At 31.8% G+C, this 20,184-nt stretch carries 21 protein-coding genes; 2 read left to right on the plus strand and 19 right to left on the minus strand.

Annotated features, from left to right (window positions below; all coding sequences use genetic code 11):
* Positions 1-271: 271 nt before the first annotated feature.
* From BN350_RS00160 to rpe, 12 genes are all read right to left on the minus strand, one after another.
* A complete protein-coding gene (locus BN350_RS00160; protein WP_028041788.1) occupies positions 272-1,273 on the minus strand; it encodes a LacI family DNA-binding transcriptional regulator in 1,002 nt (333 codons plus the stop codon).
* A gap of 230 nt (positions 1,274-1,503) precedes the next feature.
* Entirely contained in the window at positions 1,504-2,016 is a 513-nt protein-coding gene (locus tag BN350_RS00165) for a VOC family protein (protein WP_028041789.1), read from the minus strand.
* The gene (locus BN350_RS00170) at positions 2,006-3,370 is read right to left on the minus strand and encodes a glycoside hydrolase family 1 protein (RefSeq protein ID WP_028041790.1); all 1,365 of its coding nucleotides are present in this window, start codon (positions 3,368-3,370) and stop codon (positions 2,006-2,008) included. Before BN350_RS00170 ends, BN350_RS00165 begins: the two co-directional genes overlap by 11 nt.
* Complete coding sequence (locus BN350_RS00175; RefSeq protein ID WP_028041791.1) at positions 3,363-4,331, minus strand: Gfo/Idh/MocA family protein; 969 nt, start codon at positions 4,329-4,331, stop codon at positions 3,363-3,365. Before BN350_RS00175 ends, BN350_RS00170 begins: the two co-directional genes overlap by 8 nt.
* Entirely contained in the window at positions 4,324-5,010 is a 687-nt protein-coding gene (gene deoC / locus BN350_RS00180; protein ID WP_028041792.1) for a deoxyribose-phosphate aldolase, read from the minus strand. The genes BN350_RS00175 and deoC overlap by 8 nt, the downstream gene beginning before the upstream one ends.
* A gap of 13 nt (positions 5,011-5,023) precedes the next feature.
* Positions 5,024-5,671, minus strand: a complete 648-nt coding sequence (locus BN350_RS00185; protein WP_028041793.1) for a DUF4867 family protein — start codon at positions 5,669-5,671, stop codon at positions 5,024-5,026.
* A gap of 1 nt (position 5,672) precedes the next feature.
* The gene (gene rpiB / locus BN350_RS00190) at positions 5,673-6,125 is read right to left on the minus strand and encodes a ribose 5-phosphate isomerase B (protein WP_028041794.1); all 453 of its coding nucleotides are present in this window, start codon (positions 6,123-6,125) and stop codon (positions 5,673-5,675) included.
* A gap of 23 nt (positions 6,126-6,148) precedes the next feature.
* Entirely contained in the window at positions 6,149-6,355 is a 207-nt protein-coding gene (locus tag BN350_RS00195; RefSeq protein ID WP_028041795.1) for a DUF7916 family protein, read from the minus strand.
* Between the two features lie 12 nt (positions 6,356-6,367).
* A complete protein-coding gene (locus tag BN350_RS00200; RefSeq protein ID WP_028041796.1) occupies positions 6,368-7,315 on the minus strand; it encodes a DUF7916 family protein in 948 nt (315 codons plus the stop codon).
* 17 nt (positions 7,316-7,332) lie between these two features.
* Positions 7,333-8,796, minus strand: coding sequence for a glycoside hydrolase family 1 protein (locus BN350_RS00205; protein WP_028041797.1), 1,464 nt, complete (start codon positions 8,794-8,796; stop codon positions 7,333-7,335).
* A 17-nt stretch (positions 8,797-8,813) separates the two neighbouring features.
* Positions 8,814-9,113 (minus strand): PTS sugar transporter subunit IIB, encoded by a 300-nt coding sequence (locus BN350_RS00210; protein WP_028041798.1) that lies wholly within the window; start codon positions 9,111-9,113, stop codon positions 8,814-8,816.
* An 11-nt stretch (positions 9,114-9,124) separates the two neighbouring features.
* Complete coding sequence (gene rpe, locus BN350_RS00215) at positions 9,125-9,775, minus strand: ribulose-phosphate 3-epimerase (RefSeq protein WP_028041799.1); 651 nt, start codon at positions 9,773-9,775, stop codon at positions 9,125-9,127.
* Positions 9,776-10,135: 360 nt separating this feature from the next.
* Here rpe and BN350_RS00220 point away from each other — a divergent pair, with 360 nt between their 5' ends.
* Complete coding sequence (locus BN350_RS00220; RefSeq protein WP_028041800.1) at positions 10,136-11,161, plus strand: LacI family DNA-binding transcriptional regulator; 1,026 nt, start codon at positions 10,136-10,138, stop codon at positions 11,159-11,161.
* 302 nt (positions 11,162-11,463) lie between these two features.
* Here BN350_RS00220 and BN350_RS00225 read toward each other — a convergent pair whose 3' ends face one another.
* From BN350_RS00225 to BN350_RS00245, 5 genes are all read right to left on the minus strand, one after another.
* Complete coding sequence (locus BN350_RS00225) at positions 11,464-12,882, minus strand: glycoside hydrolase family 1 protein (RefSeq protein WP_028041801.1); 1,419 nt, start codon at positions 12,880-12,882, stop codon at positions 11,464-11,466.
* A gap of 10 nt (positions 12,883-12,892) precedes the next feature.
* Positions 12,893-13,819, minus strand: coding sequence for a type I phosphomannose isomerase catalytic subunit (locus tag BN350_RS00230; protein WP_028041802.1), 927 nt, complete (start codon positions 13,817-13,819; stop codon positions 12,893-12,895).
* A gap of 120 nt (positions 13,820-13,939) precedes the next feature.
* A complete protein-coding gene (locus BN350_RS00235) occupies positions 13,940-14,389 on the minus strand; it encodes a zinc-ribbon domain-containing protein (protein ID WP_028041803.1) in 450 nt (149 codons plus the stop codon).
* A gap of 15 nt (positions 14,390-14,404) precedes the next feature.
* On the minus strand, positions 14,405-14,872 hold the full coding sequence (locus tag BN350_RS00240) for a zinc-ribbon domain-containing protein (protein ID WP_028041804.1): 468 nt from the start codon (positions 14,870-14,872) through the stop codon (positions 14,405-14,407).
* A gap of 59 nt (positions 14,873-14,931) precedes the next feature.
* Positions 14,932-16,278 carry a PTS sugar transporter subunit IIC gene (locus BN350_RS00245; protein WP_028041805.1) on the minus strand — a complete coding sequence of 449 codons (1,347 nt, stop codon included), beginning with the start codon at positions 16,276-16,278 and terminating at the stop codon, positions 14,932-14,934.
* 251 nt (positions 16,279-16,529) lie between these two features.
* On the opposite strand from BN350_RS00245, the gene BN350_RS00250 reads away from it, so the two are divergent.
* Positions 16,530-18,443, plus strand: a complete 1,914-nt coding sequence (locus BN350_RS00250) for a BglG family transcription antiterminator (RefSeq protein ID WP_028041806.1) — start codon at positions 16,530-16,532, stop codon at positions 18,441-18,443.
* Positions 18,444-18,455: 12 nt separating this feature from the next.
* Here the strand turns inward: BN350_RS00250 and BN350_RS00255 are convergent, their stop codons facing one another.
* Both BN350_RS00255 and BN350_RS00260 read right to left on the minus strand, forming a co-directional pair.
* Positions 18,456-19,022 carry a hypothetical protein gene (locus BN350_RS00255; protein WP_044599998.1) on the minus strand — a complete coding sequence of 189 codons (567 nt, stop codon included), beginning with the start codon at positions 19,020-19,022 and terminating at the stop codon, positions 18,456-18,458.
* Between the two features lie 19 nt (positions 19,023-19,041).
* Entirely contained in the window at positions 19,042-20,181 is a 1,140-nt protein-coding gene (locus BN350_RS00260) for an SPFH domain-containing protein (RefSeq protein WP_028041808.1), read from the minus strand.
* Positions 20,182-20,184: the final 3 nt, after the last annotated feature.

The following is a 20,184-nucleotide window of genomic DNA, read 5'->3' on the forward strand; positions in this document are numbered from 1 at the left end:
TAATAATGCTAATGATCCAATCATCAAGATAGGTAATGTTGCCATTAACCCTTTGGAAATAGAATCCAAATAAATATTTGTTGCGACTCGCCCAGATATTTCTAAAGCCTTATTAATAAATTTATTATTCTCCATATTACCCTCTCCTTTAATAAATATGAATTTAAAGTTATCGTAGTGTTGCAACTAACTACACATGTAGTATATATAATAAAAAGTTTAAAGTCAACGCTTTAAACTAAATATTTATTTATCATTAACTAAATATTTATTAATTATATTTAGTTACACTATTTCTTTCTACTACTTTTGTTTCAACCAATATCTTTAAAGTCGTCGTCTCATCACTACTTAATTTTTCTACAAGTCTGTGAACAGCAGTTTTTCCCAAATACATTTTATCAACTTGCACTGTTGTAAGTGATGGGTTTGACATACTTGAAAAAGGAATATCATCAAAGCCTGTAATTGATATCTGTAAATGCAATTCAGAAATAGCACGTAATGCTCCTAAAGCAATATTATCATTCACAGCAACAAATGCTGATGGAATGTCCTCTTTTTGTTCAATAAGTTCCTGTAAATAATTTTTAAAATCAGCATAACTCTCCTCTATTGTTGGTGATACAAATGATTCATACTCTGGAATAAACTGGATATTATTATCCATAAGTGCTTGCATGAAACCAAGCTTTCTCTCTTTAAAATTATTAATTTGATTAATAGAATTAATCAATCCAATCTTTTCGTGACCTTTATCAATAAGATAAGTTGTTATTTCATAAATTCCATCTCTATTATTAATAGCGACAAAATCACATTTTTGTCTAATATAAGCATTATCAACAATAACATATGGAATTTTGAAATTTTCAAATTGTATAACATCTTCTAAGTTCATCTCTGTTCCAAGCAGTAATAAACCATCACAAACACTAATATCATCAAGTTTATGAATTTCATCTTTTTGCTGACTATCAATATAAGATATATTCAACTGATATCCATTCGCACTGGCAGCTGTTTCAAAACCACGAATTAACTCTGAAAAGAACGGTGTATCCCCAACAATTCTTTCCTTACGACTGTATATAACCAAACGTAAAACACCAGTTCTTTTCCCTTTTTTAAAATATCCTAATTTCTCTGCGATATCAATAATATGCTGCCTTTTCTCTTCACTTAATGATCCTTTACGATTATTCAGTGCATTACTAACTGTTCCTGGAGATACCCCTGCAGCTTTCGCAATTTGTGCAACTGTTACTTTCATTTCATCTTCACCTCGTTTCTTATTATAACATAATAATAAGTAAACTAAATATTTAGTTTTCAATTTACCTTATAAGATTAACAAATCATCTTCACAAAATTTATAAACAACTCCATATGACATAATTAATAATGAGTTTACAAAAAGTCAGAAGGTGTCACTCCTGACTCATCTTATTAAATAACATGTTTTCAACAATTGTTTCATTGTATATATATCATAGCACATTTCTAATATTCACTTTTACCATACATTTCTTTATCTTCTTCAACATTACCTTTATGCTGTAATGATTTTTCTGTATACTGCATAATTTCAAATTTATTGCCATCAGGATCATGAACCCACATTTGCCATGTTTCAGATTGCCCTTTATTAGGTTCAATATCAATTTTAACACCAGCTTTAACTAACTCTTCTCTTGCCTCATGGATATCATCAACCATTAATGCAAAATGTGAATATCCAAGTCTTGTATCTGGTTCTTCATGTTCTAATTGATGATCAGCTTTTGGAAAAAGTTCTAGATATTGACCTGGTGCTAACTCAATAAAAATATAAGCAATATCATGAGGGCGTGTTTCAGCTCTTGCAGCCCATACTCCTCTCTCTTTTTTACCTTTATATGCTTCATAACGCATAATAATCTTAGCTTTTAAACCTAATTTATTTTCATAAAAATCTCTCATTGCATCCATTTGATCTGTATAAAAAGATAAATGCATCACTTCATTAAATTTCATTTTTACTCTCCTCTCGAATTAATTCTTGATACCAATAAAAAGAATCTTTAGGAATACGTTTTAATGTACCTGAACCATCATCATTTCTATCCACATAAATAAAGCCATAACGCTTAGACATCATTCCTTCACTGGTTGATACACCATCTATTGCAGACCATGTTAAATATCCAATAATATCAACACCTTCTTCAATAGCTAATTTCATTTGTTCAATATGTTTCTTTAAATAATCAATACGATAATCATCATGTATTTTTCCATCTTCTATCTTATCATAAGTTCCTAATCCATTTTCAACAACCAAAATAGGTATCTCATAGCGTTCATACATCTCATTTAATATCAAACGAAATCCTAATGGATCAATTGTCCAGCCAAAAGCTGTTTTTTCTAAACATGGATTATCTTTTACACCTGTATGTGATACTATTGAACTCTTATAATATGAAACAGCTATAAAATCTAATGTATTCTCTTTAAGGATTATAAGATCCCTATCTAACATTTCAATATGATATTTCTGCATTTCCTTTTGAAAATAGTAAGGGAAGATTCCTTTCACCATAACATCTGTATAACGGTTATTCTTTCTCCCATTTTCCATCATTAACTGATAATCAATTGGTGAAGATGTTAATGGATAGCAAGGTGTCCCAGCAACTTCACAGCCAACCTTTAATGTTTTATCAATATCATGACATGTTTTAACTAATAAAGCATTAGCCAATAACATATGATAAGCACATTGATGTAAAACTTCCTCTCTATCCCAATGGGGAGGAAGGACTGTTCCACCAACCATATACAATGCACTATTCATCACATTGATTTCACAAAATGAAATCCAGTGTTTCACTCGATTATGATAACGATTAACAATTGTTTGAATATATTTTTGGTATAATTCAACAGTCCTATAATCATAAAAACCATTATATTTTTGTACAACCCATAATGGCATATCAAAATGAATTGTTGTGACAATTGGTTCTATGTTATATTTCAATAATTCATCAATAACATTGTCATAAAACTGCAAACCAGCCTCATTAGGTTCATCTGTATCATCAAGATAAATACGTGACCAAAGTATTGAAAACCTTAATGCTTTTAGCCCCATTTGAGCAAATAATGCAATATCTTCTTGATAGTTTTCATAAAATTCAACACCATTTTGAGATGGATAGAAATCTGGTGGTCTTTGTAAATATTTTCCTGGTTCATTTAAATATTGAAATCTCATTTCACGACTTTGAGGTATAATATCAACAACTGTTTCACTTCGTGTATCAAATCCACCTTCACATTGTCCTCCACTTATGGAACTTCCCCATAAAAAATTTTTATCCATGATTTTGTCCTTCCTTTTGACTTAAATAAACAATATTTTCTAATAACTGAATACATCTTAAAGAATCATAATGGGACATTTGAGAATGCTGATATTGGTGATTTTTCAAGGCATCATGTACAGCTTCAATCTCGGTATAAAAATCGTCATAAATATAATCTCTTTCCATCGTATAAGATCGATCACCTATAGTTACTGTTGCCTGTGTTGGTCGATAAAATGGTGTACATTCTATCTTTCCTTTTGTTCCGATAATCGTCATTTTCTTTTCTTTATTTCTATCAAATGCACATTCAATCCTTGCTGTTTGTTGTGATTGGAAAGTGATTTCAATTTCATTATAAACATCTACACCATGTTGACGAACTTGATTAATCTGAATATTCTGAAACTGTGATGAAATAAAGTCTAAAATAGCAGCAATATTATAGATGGCTACATCATAAAGTGCCCCACCTTGTTTTCTTTCATAGAAATAATTCTTTTCATTATAGGGAACTTCATTACAAAACGATGTTTCAATTCTTAAAATAGCACCGATTTCATCTCTTTGTATCAAATGAATAATATCATTTCTTAATGGAATAAAGCGGCTCTTCATAGCTTCCATAAAGAAGATTTGTTTCTGCTGAGATATATGTACCAGATCAGCTGTCTGATGATAATAAAGTGTTGCTGGTTTTTCACATAAGACGGCTTTATGTTTCAGCAAAGCTTTTCTTGACCATTCATAATGATCTTTATGCCTTAATGCAATATAAACAACATCAATCAAGGGATCATCCAAGAGTCCATCATAATCATCATAAATTTTGACATATGGATAATTCTGCTGAAAGTGTTCTCTTGTATCAAGAGTTCTCGAAGCAACTGCATAAAGAACTGCATCATCACAATAACTCAATCCTTTTATAAAACGCTGTGAGATTCTTCCTAAGCCAATAATTCCCCATCTAATCATGAGAAATTCCTAGAATCTTTGCAGTAGAAGAACATCCAACCCCTGCACGATCAATTCCTAATTCTATGAGTTCAATGAGTCTTTCACGAGTACGAACACATCCTGATCCTTTTACTTTTATTCTTCCCTGTGCCGTCTCTACAATCAGTCGTATAACATCTGGTGATGCTCCTTCAAGATGTTCACTTTTGAAATAGCCTGTTGAGGTTTTGATGTAATCAGCCTCTCCTTGAATACAGCATTCAACGGCTGCTTTGATTTCTTCTTTTGTCAGTGCATCTGTTTCTACAATAACTTTTAAACCAACATGATGCTGATGACATAAAACACTTATCATTGTTATTTCATGAATAACTGCATCATACTGCTGACTCTTTAATAATCCATAGTTCATTACCATATCTATTTCAAAAACATCACCTTTTTTAATAATAGATTGTGCCTGCAATACTTTAGACTCTGTTGTACTTGATCCAAAAGGAAAATCACAGACAACACACAATAGTGTCTTTGAGCCATAAATGCATTCTTTGGCAATATCAATAGCTGATGGATTTACACAAACGCTCTTACATCCATAATTGACACCAATCATGATCTTTTCTTCCAACTGTTCAACAGTGAATTGTGGATCCAATACTGCATGATCAATATAACTTGCTAAAATATCCTTTTCCATTGTTTTGACCTCATTATTTATATTTGATATCAATCATCTTTCCAATGAATCCTGGAAAATCTCCTGATTGTATTTTTTCTTCATTTTGAACATGTGCAATAAACCATTTGTTTTTCTTTTTTAAAATATCATTTCTTGTAATTGTATCGCCTGTTCCTCTTAAAAGCATACAAATTGTTTTAAATCCTTCATCACTTACACAGATAGGTGTGTAATGAAGGGTTGTACTATAACACTCAACAATAGTCCCTTGGGGAACATAAAAAATCTGGCATAATGATGAATCATAAGTCTTATCTTTCATCTCCCAAAGATGACCAACGACCAAAATATAATCGCTAACAGCAATAATTGTCTCGCTGCCCTGATGATATTCAATACCATTAAACACATGGTTATGGCCAGAAACAACTCCGGCCATAACCTCCATATATCCATAAACCTTTTGTGAAATTTTTTGTACTGATGAAAATTGCTCAACTGCTGGGACGCTTGGCTGATAACGATTTCCAAGTTTGGGAGGATGGACATTTGTTGATACATAAGCAATCACATCACTGACATCTTCATCAATAATCTTTCCAAAAGTTTGGAAGCTTTTATCTTTTATACTTTTGATTGAATAATCTGGATTCAATCTTTGTAAAGTTTGTAAATTCATATTATTTCTTTTGTCTTTCTTCAATATCTTTTAACATATCAATACGTACTTGATGTCTGCCACCTTCATATTCACCTGTTAACCAGGTATCTACTATCATTTTAGCGAGTTCTATTCCAACAACTCTTGCTCCAAAGGCTAACATATTGGTATTGTTATGTTCTCTTGATAACTTCGCTGAATAAGGTTCACTGCAAGTGACACAACGAATGCCATTGACTTTATTAGCGGCTAATGAAATCCCTACACCCGTTCCACAAATGACAATGCCTTTATCCACTTCACCAGATATAACAGCATTTGCGACTGCTTCACCAGCAATAGGATAGTTAAATCTTTCAGTGCTATCTGTTCCAAAATTAATCACTTCATAACCATATTTCTCTTGAATATACTGTATTATTTCTTTTTTATATTCAACTGCCACATGATCATTTCCAATTCCTATTTTCATAATTAAGACCCCTCTCTCATTATTTATCGACGACTACCTGCCATACGTTTCCAGGTCAAACGCCGTCCTTTGGCTGTTATAGCCATTTGATATAAGTTTTCTGGCACACTCATACCATTTAATCCTGCATCTCCAATAGCATGTATATCTGCTCCTGTTTTCTTTAACTCCATTGCATTCATATCCTTAATACCATTACGTGAATTGCTAATCAATCTCATAACTGCCATTATCTATTCCTGCTATCTCAGTGGTGTTGCCATTTTCGCCCAAGTATAAGCTTTTCCTTTCATAGTAATAGCTAACTGGTAAATATTTTCTGGCCACGTTCCACCGCCAAAACCACCATCACCTATCGCATGAATATCAGCACCTGTCTGTTTCATCAAAATAGCTATTTGTCTAATTGTATCCTGATCAGCAATCTCAACATTGCTATCTAAGAAACACATCACAAGTGTTCCTGGTTTATAACGATGTGTGTATTCTGTTAATTCTCTAATCATTTCTACTGTTATTCCATGTCTAGAGCCAGGCGCAGGCAAATCAATGACATCAGCTCCCGAATCAATCAATTCTTTAATGACAGCTTTGGCATCATAATCAGCTAAAGGATCACCTAAGACTTTTTCAACAATACCATCTTCCCATTTCCCTGCAAAGATAAGCATGTCTTCTCCTAATGTTTCTCTAGCTTCCTTAGTTGCACGAATGACATCATAGATTGACGTTCCACTACCAGGATTTCCACCTAAAACAATAAATGAAGCACCAAGTTCTCTGGCTTTTAAAACGTTTTCTTTTGAATACATCATACTTCTCATTTCTGCCTTTTTAGGATCCAATGTTAATTCCTTATCATCAGCTTTTGGACATCCCATATAAATACCAACCGGTTTTTGAGATACCAATGCTTTCAATTCTTTTAGTGAAAGTCCCTGCATCCCATTAGCTCCTTTAGGATTTTCAAAGTGAAAACCATTAAGCATCACCATGTCACCACCAAAAGCAAACATTAATTCTGTACTTGTACAGCCATTGATTAATATAGGATTATTCAGATAAGTCTGTCCCATAATAACCCGACCTTCAGATTTTAAGATAGATTCTTTTAATTGCATTGGTGTATATTTTGCTACCTCACTTGCTTTCGCAGTAATTAATCTTGCAATGTTATAATTCAGTTCCATATCTTTCTCCTCATTTTCTAATCTAAATCTTCACCATTAGACTTAATGACTTTCTGATACCAATAGAATGAATCTTTTCTTGAACGATGTAAATCTCCATTTCCCTGATCATCCATATCTACATAAACAAAACCATACTTTTTATCCATTTGACCCGTTCCTGCAGAGACTAAATCAATACATCCCCAAGTCGTATAACCAAATAAATTCACACCTTCTTCAACAGCTTCTTTCATACATTGAATATGTGCTTTATGATAAGCAATACGAGCAGGATCATGACAAACTCCATCTTCATCTTCAGTTTCAATCAATCCGATACCATTTTCTACATCAAATAAAGGAGCATTGTATCTATCATTAATAATGTGTAAAAAGTGTTTAAAACCAACTGGATCGATTTGCCATCCCCATTCATTTCTTTCTAGATATGGATTTTTAATTGTTCCTAATACATTACCACCTGTTGTATCATCAGATTCTATTTCATGAGTTGTCACAATGCCAGAAGCATAATATGAGAATCCTAAGAAATCAGATTTTCCCTTCATCAAAATATCTTTATCTTCTTGAGTAATCTCTGGTTTTCCATATTGAGCCCAAATACGTTTTGCATATGGAGGATAATACCCTCTCATTTGTGTATCAGCACTATATCCAAAGAAATCCTGGAATCTTTCATATGTTGCGAGAGCATCTAATGGATCAGGTGTTAATGGATAATTCATATTGCCACAAATCATTGCTCCAACTTTAAGATTTGCATCTATTTCATGAGCAACAATTGTTGCCTTCGCTGCTGCAACCAATTGATTATGCAAATAGATGATGTTTCTTTTGGCTGTTTCTAATGGTGTATCAGTTTGAGGCATAATGATATTAATTTCATTAAATGTCATCCATTTATTGACTAAATCTTTATACTCAGTAAAACACACACGTGCAAATTCTACAAACTCATCAATCATCGCACGATTACGCCATCCCCCATGCTGTTCATTTAAAGAAACAGGTTCATCATATTTATATAGAGTAATGACTGGATCCATCCCATACTCTCTTGCGAGTGTAAAGACATGACGATAGAATTCTACACCTTCTTGATTAACACCACCTTTGATTCCATAAGGCATAATACGTGCCCAGGAAATAGATGTATTGAATGTTGTATATCCCATTTCATGCATTAATGCCAAATCTTCCTGATAATGATGATAAAAGTCAGATGCAACATGATTTGTATAATGTAAATCATCAAAGAGTTGATACTGGCACCCTTCTGGTAATTCATCAACTGGTTCCCACATCTTATGTGCTTTTTGTCCATTCTGATCTAAATACCAAATTTCTCTTCTGCCTGTCGTTGAACCTGCTGTACAATAATCAACTGAAACTGGAGATTTACCTCCTTCATTCCATGCCCCTTCAATTTGGGCTGCTGAAATACTTCCACCCCATAAAAAATCTTTAGGAAAACTCATTTTCATATCCTCTCTTTCTATTTATTTAATAATTCAATCGCATGATCTAAAACTTTTTGACCATTCATCATACCATAATCCTGCATATTGATCACTTCTACAGGTTTATCAGGATACATCCCCTGTATTTTCTTTAATTCATAACGCACTTGTGGTCCAAGTAAAATCACATCTGACTGCTCAGCATATGATGTAACAGAACCAACTGGATGGGCCTCAATATGAACAGAGACACCTTTCTTTGAAGCAGCTTCATTCATGCGGTTCACCAATAAACTGGTTGACATTCCCGCTGCACAAACTAATAAAATATTCATCATTTTTCCTCCTATAATTTTCTTAATTCAGGTATGATTTCCTGATAAGTTTTGTCTTTCCCAAATAAAGCACTTGTTCCTAGTATAAATCCATCAACTCCCTTTTTTGATAAAGTTTCAATACGTTCTGGTGAACAGGCCCCATCGAGCATCACTTTATATCCATAATGAGTTTTCTTTTCACATAACAGTTTTAGTTTTTCATCTACAAAAGCAAGATACTTTTGTCCAGCAAAACCTGGATTGACACTCATGACCAAAACATAATCTGCTAATTTTAATATCTCTTTGATAGATTCAAAAGATGTTCCTGGATTAATCGCCAGTCCTGCATAAGCTCCAGCATCCTTAATCATTTGTAAAGTCCTTGTGATATGTGGATCATTTTCTGAGTGAACATAAATAATTCGAACACCCATATCTACAAATTTTGAAACATAATCACTGGCTTTTGTAACCATCAGATGCACATCACAAGGAACTGTTGCTTGCTTTGTAATAAATTCAATATCCTGTAATCCCATTCCAAAGTTTGGAACAAAATTCCCATCCATCACATCCAAATGAAAAATATCTATTCCTGCTTCTTCCAATTCTTTAACTTCCTTTTCTAAATTCCCAAACTTTGCACACATCATTGATGGGCATAATAATCTCTTCATATTTCCCTCCTTGATTAAACGTTTACTCACTTTGTGAAGAAAGAAAGGTTTTCACCTTTACATTTCATTGAAAGTCATTGTTAAAATCTTCAAGATTGACTGTTTCTTCTTATCTTTAGACTTAAAAATTCATATTCTCATGACTTTCTTCTTTCCTTATCTTTGTACTTTTATTTTAAATCTTTTGAGTAAACGTTTCCACACATGTTAATGGCACAAGGTGTGCCATCAAGAACTCTATCTTTTTAAAGACATTATTGTTAAACTTTTAAGAGAAATATGTAATCGTTTTCTTTCGATATTTGAAAATATTGGAAAAATAAATATAAAACATTTATAATGAATGTAGGAGTGAAATTTATGGATAAAAAAAGAAGTATATCTATCAAAGAAATTGCCAAATTATCGAATGTTTCTGTTGCAACAGTTTCAAGAGTTATTAATAATAATGGGCGTTTTTCTGAAGAAACAAGAAAAAAAGTACAAGGTGTTATAGATAAATATGGTTATACAACAAATATGGCTGCGAAAAGTTTAAGGATGTCTAAATCAAAGACAGTTGGATTGATTGTTCCTAATATTGATAATGAATGGTTTTCTCATTTGGTATTAGAAATTGAAAAATATTTTTTTGATCAGAATTATTCGGTTTTTATATGCAATACATCTCAGGATGAGAAAAAAGAAATTGCTTATTTTAAGTCATTGGATTCTAAATTAGTTGATGGTATTATGTGTATTTCTGGTATTGAAGAAATACCAACTGATGTCATCAGTCGAGATATTCCTATTGTTTGTATTGATAGAAAACCTAAAGATCATAATAATGTTTATTATGTTGAATCTAATCATTATAGTGGTGGTTATTTAGCAACTGAAGAATTAATCAAAAAAGGCTGTCAAAGAATTGCAATTGTCTCTAGAAATAAGACATTATCAGTTAATAAGCAGCGTTTAGAAGGTTATCGTCAAGCATTAAAAGATTATGGATTACAGGAATATAAAGAACTACAGATTCTGTTAGATCCTAATTCAGCCAATTATGAAGGCTCACGTGAAGCAATGAATCAACTGATTAAATCTGGTATTTCTTTTGATGGTGTCTTTGCAACAAATGACTGGCGTGCTTATGGTGTAATGGTTGCTTTAGCTGAGAATAACATCAAAGTCCCTGAGCAAGTCAAAGTTATTGGATTTGATGATATTTCTATTTCACATTCATGTCATCCATCACTATCAACTATTCGACAAGATACTGCTGGACTAGCGCAAAAAGCTTCTGGTTTATTATTAAGACTGATGAATGATAAAGAAGTGCAATTAGAAGAAAGACGTTATATATTTCCAGTTGAAGTCATAAGAAGAGATTCTACTGAGAACTTATAGTACTAAACATTTACATGAATACTAACAAGTAAATTCTTTATTAATTAACATAAATAAAGAAAAATCCTGACACGCTTAAATAGAAAACATATTATCTACTACTATTTTTGCAAATATGACTGTTATCAAATGTTGAAACATTATTTATGCTTAAAATATCATCATTGGTAAGTATATATAATAATAATCAGCAAATCGAATATTGGAATGATATCCCTACTGGAAAAAAAATCATTTTTATTAGAAAAAGTGCTATTCATCATTTAAGATGTAGCACTTTTTGCCTTTAAATTCATTCATATTTAGTAGTGAATATCATCACTTAAATCTTCACCATTATTAGCAATCACTTTCTGATACCAATAGAAAGATTTTTTACGATATCGTTTTAAATCTAATAAATCATCAAAATCACGGTTAATATAAACAAACCCATATCTTTTTCTAATTTCCTTATGACTGCTTAAAAAGTCAATTGGACTCCAAGCTAAATATCCCATTAAATCCACACCATCATGTTCAACAGCACGTTTTAAACTTACAATATGTTTTTGATAGTACTGAATTCTTTCATCATCATAAACTTTTCCATCAACAAGTTTCTCATCAATTCCAATCCCATTTTCAACAATAAACAACGGTTTATGATAACGCTGATATAAATCAACAAGTGAATATCTTAATCCTTCCCCATCGATTTGCCATCCCCATTCATTCGCTGTATAATTGGGATTCTTTAACCCACGCTGATCAAATAAAATAGCATCTTCTAATTCAATGAAATCAGTTATATCATCAAATGAGCTTTGTACACTGCTTTGATAATATGAAAATGCAAGATAATCTAATTTTTGAGAAGATTCTAAAATGACTTGTCTTTCTTTTTCATCAAATTTGATATTGATGTTTCGATTTTGAATATAATTTAAAAAGTAAGAAGGCAATTGTCCAGAAGTCATTATATCAAATGGTAAATAATTATGCATCTTATTCTTAAAATCAGCAGCAATGATATCCTCACTCTTACAAGTTAATGGATAAAATGGTGCATGCCCAATCATTCCACCTACCCATGCCTGAGGATCAACACGTTTAATGACTTCCACAGCACGAGCATGAGCAATCGCAGTATTAATAGAAAGATGAACAAACAGTTCTGGCTTACTCATATTGTCTGGACAATATGCTCCAGCAACCAAATCAGATTGATAAGGTGCTAAATTTATTTCATTATATGTTAACCAATATTTGACTTTTCCTTTTAATCTATTGACAACTGTTTCTACATGTTTTGCATAGAAATCAATCACTTTCTTATTTAAGAAACCATTGTATGTTCTTAATAAATGATCTGGCATATCAAAATGAACCAATGAAACAACAGGTTCTATTCCTTTTTCTAATAAATAATCAACCATATCTTCATAATATGCCAACCCTTTTTCATTAGGTTTTTCATCATCTCCTAAAGGATGAATTCTAGACCAAACAACTGAAAAACGATAAGCTTTCAATCCCATTTCAGCCATGAAATCAATATCTTCTTTGTAATGATGATAATGGTCAGTCGCAACTGCTGTGTCACAGAACATGGGTGGAATTCCCTTTTCAGGTGTAACAACCAATGTATCATAAACATTTAATCCTTTTCCATCTTCCAAATAACCACCTTCAGCCTGTACATTACTTAAAGCAGCACCCCATAAAAAATCTTTTTTCATAATCTTTCCCTCACTTTGTTGTCATCATGATTGTCATACATCCATCTAATTGGACATGTGTTTGTACTGGAATTAAAAAACTTTCTCCTATTTTGACTGTCTGCCCATCAACCGTTCCTTGTCCTTTGACAATCGTTGCTAATTGATAGTTAACAGCAGAGTAACAGCATTTTCCTGTTACTTCTAATTTTGTTACTGTAAAAGAATCATTGGAAATAAAGACTGTTTCAATACAGTTTTCTCTCTTTGTACTGACAGGATGAATATTATTCTTCATAGCAGCTGGATTATAAGATAAACAATCAATTGCTTGTTCTAAATGTAATTCTCGTTCCTTTCCATTTTCATCTTGACGATGATAATCATAGAAACGATAAGTAATGTCAGTCGCCTGTTGTATTTCATAAACAATACTGCCTTTCTTTAAAGCATGCAAAAGTCCTGATGGTAAGTAAACAAAATCACCTGGATGTACATCTAAATATTGAATCAAATCATCCCAGCGATCTTCCTTAATATAATTTCTTAAATCTTCTTCATCTTTTGCCAAATGTCCATAAACAATATTAGCATTTTCTTTAGCTTCAATAAAATACCATGCTTCATTCTTCCCAGAAGCATAACCTAATTTCTTGGCATGTTCATCATCAGGATGAACCTGCAAACTTAAATCATCTTCAGGAGCAACCAAAGAAATAATAACTGGAAATTCTTCACCTGGATGTCCAAATAACTCTTGATGATTTTGCCATAAATCATATAATGTTTTACCAAGATAAGGTTCACTCAAACATATTGTTGAAGCATTTTCTTGAGCACTAAATGACCATGATTGACCTATTCCATCAGGAAAATCTTCATATTCAAAATAATCTTTCACTAATGTATGTCCCCAGATTGCTGGTCTAGGAATCGGTTTAAAAAATAATATGCTCATAACTTCCCTCCTTCTTCTATTCTATAAGAATTTGATTTCTTCTCAATAGTTATGATTGTCATAAGTTATGACAAAAAACTTGTTGAAAAAATACGCAATACCCAAAGTATTACGTATCTTTCACATGTTAATTAATGCAAATAGTGCAACTGCAGTTGTAAGTGTTGCAAGCACTGTTGCAGTTGTCACCAATTGAGGCTGAACACGATAACGATATTGAATATTGTATAGATTATTAACTTGTCTTGATTTTGTACAATGATAGTCTGATAATAATGCAATTAATAAAATCAATATTCTCATCCATAAACTTGTTCCTATACCCCACGAAACTGGCCATGGAAATATGGCTAATCCAAATGCTAATATTGCTGTTCCAAGAGCTGGAATAACATAAGGATTTTTTAATTCCTCAATTTTTTGTTGAGATTTTTTCTTGGTTTCTTTAGTTTGACGTTCTTCATATTTTTGACTATCACTTCGTTGTTTTACAACTATAACAGCTTCTCCACAGCTATCACAAAACTTTGCTGTATCATTTAATTTTGCACCACATTTTCGACAATACATATGACCCGCTCTCCTTTATTTTAAGATCACTGTTGAAAGATTCAACAAAGCAATATAACCACTCATAATAATCGCAACCATTGCAAACTTACTATTCCCATTAGGCTGAAAACCTCTTTTTTTATCTTGATGATCAATCACAAATGACATAACACCACAACCAATTGCACCTATATATCCAATCATACTGATAATAAAGACAAATCTTGTATTCATTCCCAATGTTCCAACAATAGACCCAACAATAAAATCAAGTCCTATTAAAGAAATGAGGAAAAGCATGAGTCCAAGTTTACTCCAACTGTTTTGACGAGGATTGTGTTTTAAAGAAGGATCAATCTTTTGATTCTCTCTTTCTTTTTCTAGTTTTTCTTTTGCTTTTTCTAAATCCTGCATACTTACTTTTTGAAGTGGCTTCCCACAATAAGTACAAAACGTTGAATCATCTGGTAAATCTTTATGACAATATGGACATTCTTTCATATTCTTTTCCTCCTCTTGTTTAATAAAGGAGACCTGATTCCAAGTCCCCCTTATTTATTTTATGCGTTTACTGCAGCAGTAACAGCAGCTTCTTCTTCCAATCTTTGCACTTCTGATTTTTCATAAGCTTTCCAGAATGGATAGAAAATAACCATACCAATAGCTAAGTTAATAAAGACAACAACAAATCCGCCAAATGAACCTCCAGCAGCCAAATATCCTAAGATAGGAGATGGTGTTGCCCATGGTAAATTCAAATACATCTTTCCTACAAAACCAATCGCTGTTAACCAATAAGTTAATGCACCAGTAATTGTGTGTGTTACAACAAATGGAATAATCAAGAATGGATTCAATACAACTGGTAACCCAAACATAATTGGTTCAATAATACAGAAGATTGCAGGTGGGAAACAAATAGCAGCCAATGGTTTTAAATGAGGCAACTTCTTACTTGAAATAAACATGTAAATTAAGATAGGCCAGCAGCTAGATACCCATTGAGATAATCTACATAAGTTTGGTGTCCAAGTATATGGTAAATTTGTAACAGCTGTTCCAGCCATAGCAGCAGCGTTATTTTCACCAATCCAAGTATTTAAGAATGCACTTGTTACAGCACCTGTAATGTTATCACCATGTAAACCACAAGTCCATAACAATGCTGATAAGAATTGTTGTAAAGAATAAACAAATATATTGTCAGCAGCAGATAATACAGGTAATAACATATTTCCAATCATTTCTGGAATATTGATACCTATGATTGTTCTAATTCCCCAGCAAATAATTGCAATAATGAAATAAGGAATAATTGCAGAGAAACTATCAGAAATAGCAGGTGGTACTGAATCTGGTAATTTAATACGAATATGATACTTATAACACAAGTGAATCACATTAATTGCAATTGCACCAGCAACCATAGCAGTGATAACACCAGCTCCACCCCAGTAAGTAATCTCTAGAGCACTAGGTAAAGCATCAGCAGCCACACCTTCAACAAATAACTTTCCTACAGCATTGTAGTTTAACAAAATAAATGCGAAGAATGCTCCAACAGCACCTGTTGTTTTGTTGAAACCTTTAATTTCAGCATATTCAGCACCCATTGCAATGACAATGTAAACAGCCATCATCCCCATAGATAAGCTGTTAATTAACGCTAAATCACCAGCCCAAGGCTTCATAAACGGCAATAATGCAGTTTCTGTTAAACCACCATCAGAACATAAAAGAAAAACAATTAAGAAAATCGAACCAACCATAGTGACACCAATTGATCCAACCATACCATTAACAACAGCTTTAATGAATGGAATTTGACCGAACTTTGTCATTGGTCCAGCGATGACATCAACTTTTGCCATCAATTTGTCCATAAAGGACATGTTTTCAGTAGACATATAAATTCTCCCTTCGTTATAGTTTTGAAAACATAGTGTAAACGTTTTCTCTTTACGCTTTTATTCTATCACGTCACTTATTTTTTTCTATATTATCTATCGGCACAACTAATGCCGAGTAACTCTTTTTTTACTTCAAAATCGTTATTTATCAATGTTTTCAAGGAATTTTGAGAAAACTTCTTTTTAGAGAAAACGTTTACACAAATGTCGAAATTTGTTATAATAAATGAAATGAGGAGGAGTTTATTATGAACTTAAAGAAAAATGAAATAGAAATCATAAAATTACTCATCGCATCAACAAATTACATTTCTTCTTATGATATTGCAACAGCAACAGGAATTAATCGACGTTTGGTTAGAGATGAAATGCTGAACATCAAAAAGATTCTCAAATCCTTAGGATATGAATTAATATCTAAAACTTCTAAGGGATATATTATTGAAGGAAAGTCATCCGTCTCTTTACAATCTTTAGCAACGATTATTGAAGATGCTGAACGTCAGCGAGAATCTATTTTTCCAACCCTCCCATGGGAAAGACAAAATTATATTATTAAACGGCTTATTGATAAAAATGATTATATGAAGATTGATGATCTTGCTGATGAATTATTAATTAGTCGCTCAACAATTTCCTGTGATTTAAAACAAGCTCGTCAAACAGTTCTTAAATATGGTCTCACAATGCATCAGAAACCGAACTATGGGATTTGTATTGTTGGTGATGAAGTCAATAAGCGCAAACCTATATGTGATTATTTATTTACAAATTTAAGACAATCAGAAATGTTTTATGATTATTTAAATTCATACATTGTTGAGAAAGATTCATTAGAATATGGAATTATTAAAATAATTAAGAAACATGAAGTTGAAATGTCAGATATTGCTTTGTGTGATTTCCTCCTCAGTCTTTCTGTAAGTATTACAAGAATATTATCTGGGTCAACTATTCATACATCCCAAGATTTATCCATTATTGAAGGACGCCAAGAATTTCTGGCAGCGTATGATATCGCTGTTTTTGTTGAAAAACGTATAAATTGCCATATGAATCAAAACGAAATCAATCAAATCGCTATTCAGTTAATATGTAAAAGATCATCTAAAGGAACAAGACCAATTAACAAACCTGAAACAATTGCCTTAGTCAATGAAATTCTTGATGAAATTTGTAAACAAACACTTTTAGAATTTAATGATCAAAAATTTAAAACAGTTTTTACACTCTATATTGAAGCAGCACTTATTCGTATAGCTTATCATGAAAAAATTCGAAATCCTTTATATGACGAATTAAAAACAACTTATCCTCTTGCATATGAATTGGCCGAAATCACATCATCAGTTATTCAAAAATATACTCACCAATCTTTATCAATGAGCGAGCTTGCATTCTTTGCAATCATTTTTAATACACATATTCATAATCGTAAAGTGACTAAAAAAAGAGTTTTATTATTATGTGGTTTAGGTGGTGGTGCTGAAGATCTTAGTGCATCACAAATTTTAGAACGCTTTGAAAATCAAATAAATATCATCAAAACATCACAATATTATAAATTACCTGATGAAGACTTAAGTCAATATGATTTTATTATATCAACTGTCCCAATTCATAAACAATTACTCATTCCTTATATTAATATCTCTCAAATTATTAATCAGGATGATTTAGATAAAATAGAGAATTATCTCTCTTATCTCTTTAATAAAAATAGAATAGAAACAATTTTTCATCCCAAACTCTTTAAATCACATGCTAAATCTAGAAATAAAACAGATGTTATTAATGAATTTTATAAAATGCTTAAATGTCAATATCCTACATTAAAAGAATCATTTAAAAACACTCTCCTTATGAAAGAGCAAAGAACAATCATTACATACAAAAATAAAATAGGAATAATAAAACTTAATAAACCCTTAAACAATAATAATATTTTAGCTGTCTTAATTTTAAATAACCCTATCACATGGGATAAACAAACTATTCAAATCATCATTCTCTTTTCATGCCTAGATACAAACAATTATATTTATAACACATTAACGAATACACTCACTAATTTAAACGTCAGAAATGTCAATATTAAGTCTTTGTTAGATCATGCTCAATATGCAGATTTCTTACGTATCATGATAAAACACCAGTCATAATGATCTGGTGTTTTATTGGGATATTCTTTCATTAAGTTGTATACTATCTTTCATTATTTCATAAATAATAGTTTTCATTTTCTCCAATGTCTGTTTTTCTTGATGAATATTTATCATGATAATTTTAATCAGTTCTTGATTATCATGATTATGAACAACTTCAATATTATTTTCATCAAAACAATAATAAATATTCAATTCATCATCAATGAGTTCATCATCTTTTTTTAATTTTTGGAATTCATCTTCATTATAATTTGATACAGAATAAATGATTTCTAGATTTTCATCTTGATTAAATGAACCTCCCTTAAAAACTATATTATAATCATCATTGACACTTCCCTGATACCAGATATCTATCTTATTGATATCACTCAATGTTTGTTTAGGTTTATCTACATCAAAATAATATTCTGGTGCATAAAAATCATAAAACTCTTTTGATGAATGAAGATTAAATATTTGAACTGATGCATATGAGTTTCCCATTTTTCTAGGAAAGCCTACAGATAATAACCAAAAAATAAATAGACATATCAAGGCAATCATAAACCCTACAAAGAATTTATTTTTCATTTGGATTCACCTCCATAAGTTAAATGTTATTATTCAATTTTTCACCACACTCAGGACAAAACTTAACATGTGCTTCTACAACTGTTCCGCATTTAGAACATATTTTTTGAAATGCTTTTCCACACTCAGGACAAAATTTTGCTTTCATAGGTACCATCATATGACAAGCTGGACATTCTTTTTCATCGGTTTGTTGCATATCTTCTCCACAATTTGGACAATATTTGACATGTTGTGCAAATTTTTCATGACATTTTGGACATTCTTTCATCTTTTGAGATGGTTTGATTTCGCTTGTTAAATCACTGACTTGTTGACCCATTGGACCACCAATTCCTACTCCCATTCCAAGACCAATTCCAGCCCCCATCATGCCACCTAATCCACCTTCATTTTTAGCAGCACCTTCTAATGTATCAAATGATCTTTCTTGTTGATAGTTATATCCTAAGATATCCATTTCAGCACGTTTAGCCAAAGCATCCTTGAGTTTTTTGACTGCTGAATCATCTTCTGGTACACTGATATCATTAATATTAAAATTGACAATTGAAATCCCATATTTAGACATTTCTGGAATCATTTTTTTATAGATATAATCAGATATTTCTTCTAATGATGCATTAATTTCTAAAACACTTATTCCTTCTTTAAGAATATAAGATGAAATTGCATCTTTTACTTTTGTTAAATAAATACCTTTAAAATAATTTGTTACTTGTTCTTTATCAAAATAAGGTAATGTTCCTACTAACGATGTTAAAAACTGTCTCGAATCGTCTATTCTAATTGCAAATTGTCCATATGATCTCACAGGTAAAAAAACTTTATATTTTGGATCTTGAAGTTGTATTGGAGATGGTGTTCCCCATTTAATATCCATTGAAACAGTTTTGTTGATAAACCATACTTCAGCTGTAAAAGGCGATTTACCTCCAAAAGGAAGACCAATTAGAGCTGTTAATAGTGGAATATTTGCCGTTTCTAAGACATGTCTCCCTGCTCCAAATAAATCTAATGCTTTTCCACCTTTATAAAGAATTGCTTCTTGTGACTCATTCACAATCAATTGCGTCCATGTACTTAATTCCTGTTCAGGATACTTCCATACAAAAACATCTGGACTTCCATCATATTTCACTAAATCAATTATTGCCATTAT

The sequence above is a fragment of the Candidatus Stoquefichus massiliensis AP9 genome, from assembly GCF_000455285.1.
GTDB lineage: Bacteria > Bacillota_I > Bacilli_A > Erysipelotrichales > Coprobacillaceae > Stoquefichus > Stoquefichus massiliensis.

Bases quoted from the DNA above. Each gene is read 5' to 3' on its own strand.
- BN350_RS00160 (WP_028041788.1), bottom strand. From the start codon at position 1,273: ATGAAAGTAACAGTTGCACAAATTGCGAAAGCTGCAGGGGTATCTCCA.
- BN350_RS00165 (WP_028041789.1), bottom strand. From the start codon at position 2,016: ATGAAATTTAATGAAGTGATGCATTTATCTTTTTATACAGATCAAATG.
- BN350_RS00170 (WP_028041790.1), bottom strand. From the start codon at position 3,370: ATGGATAAAAATTTTTTATGGGGAAGTTCCATAAGTGGAGGACAATGT.
- BN350_RS00175 (WP_028041791.1), bottom strand. From the start codon at position 4,331: ATGATTAGATGGGGAATTATTGGCTTAGGAAGAATCTCACAGCGTTTT.
- deoC (WP_028041792.1), bottom strand. From the start codon at position 5,010: ATGGAAAAGGATATTTTAGCAAGTTATATTGATCATGCAGTATTGGAT.
- BN350_RS00185 (WP_028041793.1), bottom strand. From the start codon at position 5,671: ATGAATTTACAAACTTTACAAAGATTGAATCCAGATTATTCAATCAAA.
- rpiB (WP_028041794.1), bottom strand. From the start codon at position 6,125: ATGAAAATAGGAATTGGAAATGATCATGTGGCAGTTGAATATAAAAAA.
- BN350_RS00195 (WP_028041795.1), bottom strand. From the start codon at position 6,355: ATGGCAGTTATGAGATTGATTAGCAATTCACGTAATGGTATTAAGGAT.
- BN350_RS00200 (WP_028041796.1), bottom strand. From the start codon at position 7,315: ATGGAACTGAATTATAACATTGCAAGATTAATTACTGCGAAAGCAAGT.
- BN350_RS00205 (WP_028041797.1), bottom strand. From the start codon at position 8,796: ATGAGTTTTCCTAAAGATTTTTTATGGGGTGGAAGTATTTCAGCAGCC.
- BN350_RS00210 (WP_028041798.1), bottom strand. From the start codon at position 9,113: ATGAATATTTTATTAGTTTGTGCAGCGGGAATGTCAACCAGTTTATTG.
- rpe (WP_028041799.1), bottom strand. From the start codon at position 9,775: ATGAAGAGATTATTATGCCCATCAATGATGTGTGCAAAGTTTGGGAAT.
- BN350_RS00220 (WP_028041800.1), top strand. From the start codon at position 10,136: ATGGATAAAAAAAGAAGTATATCTATCAAAGAAATTGCCAAATTATCG.
- BN350_RS00225 (WP_028041801.1), bottom strand. From the start codon at position 12,882: ATGAAAAAAGATTTTTTATGGGGTGCTGCTTTAAGTAATGTACAGGCT.
- BN350_RS00230 (WP_028041802.1), bottom strand. From the start codon at position 13,819: ATGAGCATATTATTTTTTAAACCGATTCCTAGACCAGCAATCTGGGGA.
- BN350_RS00235 (WP_028041803.1), bottom strand. From the start codon at position 14,389: ATGTATTGTCGAAAATGTGGTGCAAAATTAAATGATACAGCAAAGTTT.
- BN350_RS00240 (WP_028041804.1), bottom strand. From the start codon at position 14,872: ATGAAAGAATGTCCATATTGTCATAAAGATTTACCAGATGATTCAACG.
- BN350_RS00245 (WP_028041805.1), bottom strand. From the start codon at position 16,278: ATGTCTACTGAAAACATGTCCTTTATGGACAAATTGATGGCAAAAGTT.
- BN350_RS00250 (WP_028041806.1), top strand. From the start codon at position 16,530: ATGAACTTAAAGAAAAATGAAATAGAAATCATAAAATTACTCATCGCA.
- BN350_RS00255 (WP_044599998.1), bottom strand. From the start codon at position 19,022: ATGAAAAATAAATTCTTTGTAGGGTTTATGATTGCCTTGATATGTCTA.
- BN350_RS00260 (WP_028041808.1), bottom strand. From the start codon at position 20,181: ATGGCAATAATTGATTTAGTGAAATATGATGGAAGTCCAGATGTTTTT.